General features: G+C 35.0%; 3 protein-coding genes. All 3 read left to right on the top strand.

Annotated features, from left to right (window positions below; genetic code table 11):
* On the top strand, positions 1–3460 hold a 3460-nt coding region (locus AC3DU7_RS21865; RefSeq protein ID WP_488041415.1), incomplete at its 5' end, for a hypothetical protein.
* Positions 3461–3743: 283 nt separating this feature from the next.
* Complete coding sequence (locus tag AC3DU7_RS21870) at positions 3744–4307, top strand: DUF6009 family protein (RefSeq protein WP_488041416.1); 564 nt, start codon at positions 3744–3746, stop codon at positions 4305–4307.
* 114 nt (positions 4308–4421) lie between these two features.
* On the top strand, positions 4422–5828 hold the full coding sequence (locus AC3DU7_RS21875; protein ID WP_488041417.1) for a lysophospholipid acyltransferase family protein: 1407 nt from the start codon (positions 4422–4424) through the stop codon (positions 5826–5828).
* The last annotated feature ends 348 nt before the right edge of the window (positions 5829–6176 follow it).

The raw sequence follows: 6176 nt of genomic DNA on the forward strand, positions 1-6176 counted from the left end.
TGTCTCTACAAATTGGATTTCAATTGCTGCACTGAACTTATTAATTCTGAGTTATTTACATTATGGTTGGAGATTTTCAGGATTTCCTCTTTTGGCAATTTATTTAGGAGTTATTGGTACAGCGATCACTACGATTTATAATAACCAAACTCCAGCTACTACAAAAACAATAGAAGTTGAACATCAAACAACTACTGGCGACCCATTAACCGGAATTGCGATTGTAATTTATGCTTTAGGAATTTTGTTAGTTCGAGCAATTTTTGTTGCCAATGTAGATATTACAAAATTAGGATTAGCTTTAGGGATTAGTGGATGGATTTTATTAAAGAATAATCGAATTCAAAGCAAATTATTTGTACAAAATCGGATTGGGATTAGTTTACTGTTAATCGGGTGGTTAGTTTCTGTATATGCTCAACCTTGGCAGGCATTTATCATTAGTATTATTGGTTTATTCTTATTAACAGAAAATCTACAAAATTCTTGGCGATGTATTAACTTATCTGCAATTTTTGTGATTGGTTTACAAACAACTTGGTTAGGATGGCGATTAATTCCAGTTCCAACTAGACAAACGTTAATTACTGCAACAACCAAAATTTTTCAAGCTCAAAATTCATCAGAATCATTACTTAGTTTAGCTTGGTTTCCCTATTTAATATTTATGGTCTGGGCAACAGATTGGATTTATCGCCGTCAACAAATTAACTTGGCTAAGTTTAGCGAGAAAATTTGCTTAGGTTTTGGAGTATTTTTAAATATATTATCTTGGCAAAATCCTCTAGTTATATTTCTCAATTTCTTAGGTTCAACTATTATTCTGACTATTTTTACTTCTCGTCGTCAACCTATCAAAGTTAGCCTTGTTTATCTAACTCATATCACTGGTTTATTATCAATATTTTCTGGGATTAATTATTTCTTGCCTAGTATAAGTTTAGAAATGTGGGCAATAATTTTATCAGTAATTATGGTGGCTGAATGGGGAATATTTAGCTTACAGACAAAGATAACAGCAGAAACAAGAATAGTCACACCCACATCCTCTATTTCACTATTAAGTTGTTTCTGTTTAAGTTCTTGGCATCTTGGTTTAATTTTAGCAGTTATTAGTTATATTTTATGGTTGAGTAAATTAGAAATTTTCCCATCCGATCTTTGCCTCATTATGAATTGTCAATTATCAGCAAAATGGGGAATTATTTGGTTTATTACTCCTCTAGCTCTAACAATTATTGCTAGTGAAGAAGGAAGAAGGTATCCCCCCTTGCCCCCCTTTGAAAGGGGGGGAGAAGAAGGAAGAAAGAAGGAGCAAAGTGGGAAAAAGTTGATGGGCAATCAAACTCCAATCAATGGTACACAGTCTGTAGACGGTGGAGTATTAAAACCAAAAGAAAAAAATCAAATAATATCTTTCAGAAAAAGAGCAAGTGGTTTAAGTGTGGCTGCTGTAATTATGCTACAAATGTTAACTTTATGGCAGCCAGAAACTCGATTAATTGGTTTGGGTTTAGGCACAGCTTTAATGTTGATTAATACTAAATACTTACTAACTCAAACAGCAGCAAATATCACAGTAGGCTTCATCTTAATTTTCGTAAGTTTTTGCCTTGGTGAAAGAGTATTAGGTTTACCTCCTGTTTCTGGAACAGAGTGGTTATTAACCATTAGTATATTTTTAGTAATTTTGTGGTTTTTGTACTCTCGAATAATTAGATTAACAGGGCAGTTATTTAATATTTATGCTCAAGCAATAGATAGTTGGACAATTACTATCTGTAGCTTAGAATTAATCCTCTTAACAATCCACTCTTTCAACATTTATTGGCAAACTATTAACCCCTCAATCACAGTAATTATTTCTACTATTTTGATATTATTTGCCATTGGCTATCGAGGCTCGATTAAACAAATAGCAGAAAACTCATCAATTACATTTAGTTTCAATAATTTTGTTCAATCTACCCCCACAGTTTATAGTTTTGGTTGGGCTTTAGAATTACTAATAGTTGAAAGCTTAGGCTTTGTAGATAAATCAACAATAAATTTAGCAATAGCAAATATTGGATTAGGATTATCGACTCAAATTTTAGGAGATTGGTTACAAAGAAAATTAGAGATTAATAATTTACCCAAATGCTGGCAAGTAATGCCATTACTCTATGGTATTTTAGGCGCTTTATTCCGTATAGGTAATTTTGAAAATTGGACTGGTTTAACTTCCTTAGCTCTATCATTTATATTAATTGGAATAGGCAGGAGAAAAACCACATTAAAACCAATATTGTACTTAGGAATTATCGGAATATCCTGTGCTTCTGCCGAACTACTTTTCTATCAAATTTATTCCCTACCCTTAGCAGATCAATTAATTGCTTATGCCAGCCTTGGAACAGCGATCGCTTATAGTTATCGATTATTATCTCCTTGGTTATTAGATTACTTAAAAATCGCAGAAACAGAAATTAAAAATATTGCCAATATACATTGGGGAGTCAGCAGTTCAATATTACTTTTATTAATAATATCTAATCTCAAACCAAATCCAATATTAGGATTAACCACAGCAATACTATTAACTTGCTATGCAATTATGCAAGGCAAAAATAATTCCAGCTTAAAACAAGCCGAAACCTGGATTTATGTAGGAGCCTTAGAAGGATATGCTGTTGCCATCTATATAATCAACCTACTTTCCATCACAGAAATTTTACAGTATTGGCTAAGTGCAATAACTGCCATAATTTCTTACATTATCTATTTATTACCTTGGGAAAATTGGGGATGGCCTCTAAAACCTTGGCGACGAATTGCCGTAATTATGCCAATAGTAACTATATTTCTTACCAACTTAAGATTAGACACCGCTCCACCTTGGTATTGGTATGCTTCAATTCTCATAACAGCAGGATTTTATACTGTAATTGCCAAAGTAGATCGGCAAATACGATTAACTTATATTAGTGTCGGTTTAATTAATTGCGCTTTTGTAATTTGGCTAAATAATTTAGGAGCATCTCTTCAGACATTAATTTACATTACTCCCATTGGATTATCATTACTTTATATAGCTAAAGTCGATCCAATTCTGAAATTACCTAAGAACAAAAATCTTCGGCATAACTTACGACTTTTTGGCAGTGGAATAATTTGTTTGATCGCTTTATTAGAAAATCAATGGACTGGTTTACTACCAGGAATAATTAGTGTAATTGTCATTTTCACAGGATTAGGATTACGAACTAGAGCTTTTCTTTATGTAGGAACAGTCACATTTTTAATCAATGCTTTTAACCAACTAATTATTCTGAACTCTCTTTACTCTTTTTTCAAGTGGATAATAGGTTTAATAGTAGGAATTATCTTTATTTGGATAGCTGCAAGTTTTGAAACTCGACGAGAACAAATTAATAATTTATTGCAAAATTGGATAGAAGAATTAGAAGAATGGGAGTAGGGGAGTGGGGAAGCGGGGGAGCTGGGGAGTGAGGGAGTGTGGGGAGTAGGGGAGATTAAAGTAATTATAGAATCATAACATAAAGAATTATATAAGCGGATTCTATTTTATCTCCCTATTACCTATTACCTATTACCTGATTTCTGCAAGAAGTCTTGTGTAAAAGTCTAGAAATATTCTCTAGATAATTAAATTTGTATTATTTTTTTTGCCATGCGTTGTAATAAAACGCCATGCACATTTATCATGGTTATATCTACATTCATAAAAAAGAAAAACAGTTATGGCACAAATAATTGGACCAGAATGTTTAGAGCATGAAAAAGAAATTATCTGGCTTGACGATCCTAGTCAATATCCTTGGGTCAGACAGGGCAGTACGGACTTTTTTCAAAAACAAGGCATATCTAATTCTCGTATGTCAGACATATCTGGAGATGGGCACAAAATAATTGGTTATGCAAACTTAGAAGATGATGCACCACCAAGTTTTATTGATAAACCGACAGGAAATAAACATTATTGCAGGAGATATTTTTGTCTTAGGGATAAAGATTATGAAAACTATCAAGGTGGAACTTCTTATCCTCTAGAAGCAGTAGATCCTTCGAGCGTTACCCCAAAGGAAAAAGGATGTAGTCCTCGAAAAAAGTCTCAGATTGCTGTGAGAATTCCTTTTCCACTGATGCGAAAGCTTAAGGATTATATTAATCAAACAAAGATGTCTCAAACAGAAGTAGTGGTAAGTGCATTAGCAGAATATTTAGAGGATAAAGATAGTACGCCTCTAGTTCATAGAATACTGTTACTAGAAAAAAGGGTAGAAGCATTAGAGACTAGAGAATAGGCAAATAGCTCGCAGGACAATCTATCTAAAAATATTACAAGAGGACTCCCGTCATAATTTTTGACTTAACGGCGGGAGTGTCAAATTTAACCCATAATTAACTGATAAATTTTAATGTCCCACTCAACTATCCACGTTCAACCACCCCTAAAATATATTCCACCCAACTTCAAGCCTTTGGTACGACTAGGTACAAAGCTAATGTTACCTTGGTGGCTGAAGTACCAAATATCTGTCGCCGACATACAAGTAGATAACCTAGAAACCCTAGCCCAACTGTATCAAAACTTCCATCAAGGGAAAAACCGCTTTCTGATGGCATTCCGTCATCCTAGTGCCAACGACCCTTACTGTATGGGATATATGATCTGGTATCTATTGCCCAAATTTGCTAAACAACAAGGAATTACCCTTCCATCTCTTCTCCACTATCATTTTATCTTTGACCGAGGTATTCCTTTATGGGCAGGTGATTTTGTAGGTAAATGGTATTCATATTTAGGAGGAAGTTCAATTCACCGAGGAAAAATAGACCGTCAGGGACTAAAATCAGCTCGTGAATTGTTTGCCAATGGCAATTTACCAATGATGGCTGCTCCAGAAGGAGCTACTAATGGCCATAATGAAAGAGTTAATCCCTTAGAGCCTGGTATTGCCCAGATGGGATTTTGGTGTGTTGAAGATATACATCAAGCAACACGTTCGGAAGAAGTTTTAATCGTGCCAATAGGTATTCAATACAAATACTTGGGCGAACCATGGGAAAATGTAGAGCAACTTTTAACTAAGCTCGAAAAAGAGAGTGGTTTGTTTTCCGGTTCAGCAAATCTTTCTAATCAGCAAAAACTAGCACCTTCTGCACTATACCAACGACTTTTGAGATTAGCAGGTCATTTATTAGACAAAATGGAGGAATTTTATAGAAAATATTACCACCGAGAGTTACCCAAGCCAACTCAAGAAAGTTCTTCCCAAGAATCTTTAACAGATGACCAAATTAATGAAACGATCGCTACTCGTCTCAATGCTCTCCTCAATGTTGCTTTAGAAGTAGCAGAAGAATATTTTCAGATTAAGGCCAACGGTAATTTTATAGACCGTTGTCGTCGTTTAGAGCAAGCGGGTTGGAATTTTATGTACAGAGAAGATATTGAAAATTTAGCAACTCTTTCTCCTGTAGACAAAGCTCTTTCAGATCGACTTGCACAAGAGGCTAGTCTACAAATGTGGCACATGAGATTAGTTGAAAGTTTTGCTGCAGTTAGTGGTAAGTATATTACCGAAAGACCGACAATAGATAGGTTTGGTGATACAGCTCTACTGCTCTGGGATATGATTAATCGTATTAAGGGTGGTAATGTTCTCAAACGTCCGACACTAGGAAAACAAAAAGTATACATGACAGTAGGACAACCAATTTCTGTTTCTCAGCGTTGGGAGAGTTACAAAGCTAAACGTCGTACAGCCATATCAGAACTAACTGAAGATTTGCAAAAGGCCCTAGAAGAAACAATTAAATGATCGGTATTTGTGCAAAAAGTTAATTGAACATTTGTTAGTAGGAAAAAGGGAATAGGGAATAAGAGTCATCCTTGCGTAATAGTAAATGGAGATGAACAGCGGTGCTTCATGGGAGAAAGATACGAGGAAGAGAACAATATCCTCCTACTGCTCTTGTCCTCAGCAAAATAATTACTATAGACCACCATTACCGAATTATTAATTATTAATTATTAATTATTAAATAATTCAAATTCAGGTTTAAAGCCTCCCCTTTTAAAGGGAAAAAAAGCGGTCGAGGGATGGCGAGGTCCCCTCGCCATATCCAATCGACCAAGACAGCGGTCGTTTGCTTTGCAACGCTGGCGC

This window comes from Okeania sp. (assembly GCF_983059655.1).